The following is a 1837-nucleotide window of genomic DNA, read 5'->3' as shown; positions in this document are numbered from 1 at the left end:
GTTCCTACACCCTTACCCCGGGACAACCACCGCCCGGGCTGGACTACCTTCCTGCGTCACCCCATCACTCACCTACTACCAGATTGGGCCACCGGCTCCACCACTTTCCTTTCCCCGAAGGGTCCGGAACGGCTTCACGGGCTTAGCATCACTGGATTCGATGTTTGACGCTTCACAGCGGGTACCGGAATATCAACCGGTTATCCATCGACTACGCCTGTCGGCCTCGCCTTAGGTCCCGACTTACCCTGGGCAGATCAGCTTGACCCAGGAACCCTTAGTCAATCGGCGCACACGTTTCTCACGTGTGAATCGCTACTCATGCCTGCATTCTCACTCGTGAACCGTCCACAACTACCTTCCGGTGCTGCTTCACCCGGCACACGACGCTCCCCTACCCATCACAGCCGGCGTTGGCCGTATTGCTGCAATGACACGACTTCGGCGGTACGCTTGAGCCCCGCTACATTGTCGGCGCGGAATCACTAGACCAGTGAGCTATTACGCACTCTTTCAAGGGTGGCTGCTTCTAAGCCAACCTCCTGGTTGTCTGTGCGACTCCACATCCTTTCCCACTTAGCGTACGCTTAGGGGCCTTAGTCGATGCTCTGGGCTGTTTCCCTCTCGACCATGGAGCTTATCCCCCACAGTCTCACTGCCGCGCTCTCACTTACCGGCATTCGGAGTTTGGCTAAGGTCAGTAACCCGGTAGGGCCCATCGCCTATCCAGTGCTCTACCTCCGGCAAGAAACACACGACGCTGCACCTAAATGCATTTCGGGGAGAACCAGCTATCACGGAGTTTGATTGGCCTTTCACCCCTAACCACAGGTCATCCCCCAGGTTTTCAACCCTGGTGGGTTCGGTCCTCCACGAAGTCTTACCTCCGCTTCAACCTGCCCATGGCTAGATCACTCCGCTTCGGGTCTTGAGCGTGCTACTGAAACGCCCTATTCGGACTCGCTTTCGCTACGGCTTCCCCACCCGGGTTAACCTCGCAACACACCGCAAACTCGCAGGCTCATTCTTCAAAAGGCACGCAGTCACGAGACACCAAGCAAGCTTGATGTCCGACGCTCCCACGGCTTGTAGGCACACGGTTTCAGGTACTATTTCACTCCGCTCCCGCGGTACTTTTCACCATTCCCTCACGGTACTATCCGCTATCGGTCACCAGGGAATATTTAGGCTTAGCGGGTGGTCCCGCCAGATTCACACGGGATTTCTCGGGCCCCGTGCTACTTGGGTGTCTCTCAAACGAGCCGCTGACGTTTCGACTACGGGGGTCTTACCCTCTACGCCGGACCTTTCGCATGTCCTTCGCCTACATCAACGGTTTCTGACTCGTCTCACGGCCGGCAGACCGTGAAAGAGAGATCCCACAACCCCGTATACGCAACCCCTGCCGGGTCTCACACGCATACGGTTTGGCCTCATCCGGTTTCGCTCGCCACTACTCCCGGAATCACGGTTGTTTTCTCTTCCTGCGGGTACTGAGATGTTTCACTTCCCCGCGTTCCCTCCACACTGCCTATGTGTTCAGCAGCGGGTGACAGCCCATGACGACTGCCGGGTTTCCCCATTCGGAAACCCCCGGATCAAAGCCTGGTTGACGACTCCCCGGGGACTATCGTGGCCTCCCACGTCCTTCATCGGTTCCTGGTGCCAAGGCATCCACCGTGCGCCCTTAAAAACTTGGCCACAGATGCTCGCGTCCACTGTGCAGTTCTCAAACAACGACCAGCCACCCATCACCCCGGACCTTCGATCCGAGTTCACTGGGGCCGGCACTGAGGAAAAATCCATTCCCTCAGACACCCAACAGCGTGCCCGACCA

At 57.7% G+C, this 1837-nt stretch carries 1 rRNA gene (cut by a window edge); it reads right to left on the bottom strand.

The features are described from left to right. A 23S ribosomal RNA gene (locus tag ACH4G3_RS42310) occupies window positions 1–1701 on the bottom strand; it reaches 1126 nt to the left of the window's first position. Between the last annotated feature and the right edge of the window lie 136 nt (window positions 1702–1837).

This window comes from Streptomyces afghaniensis (assembly GCF_044327915.1).
GTDB lineage: Bacteria > Actinomycetota > Actinomycetes > Streptomycetales > Streptomycetaceae > Streptomyces > Streptomyces afghaniensis.
The sequence above is the reverse complement of the archived record's forward strand: the minus strand, read 5'-3'. Positions and strand labels throughout refer to the sequence as shown.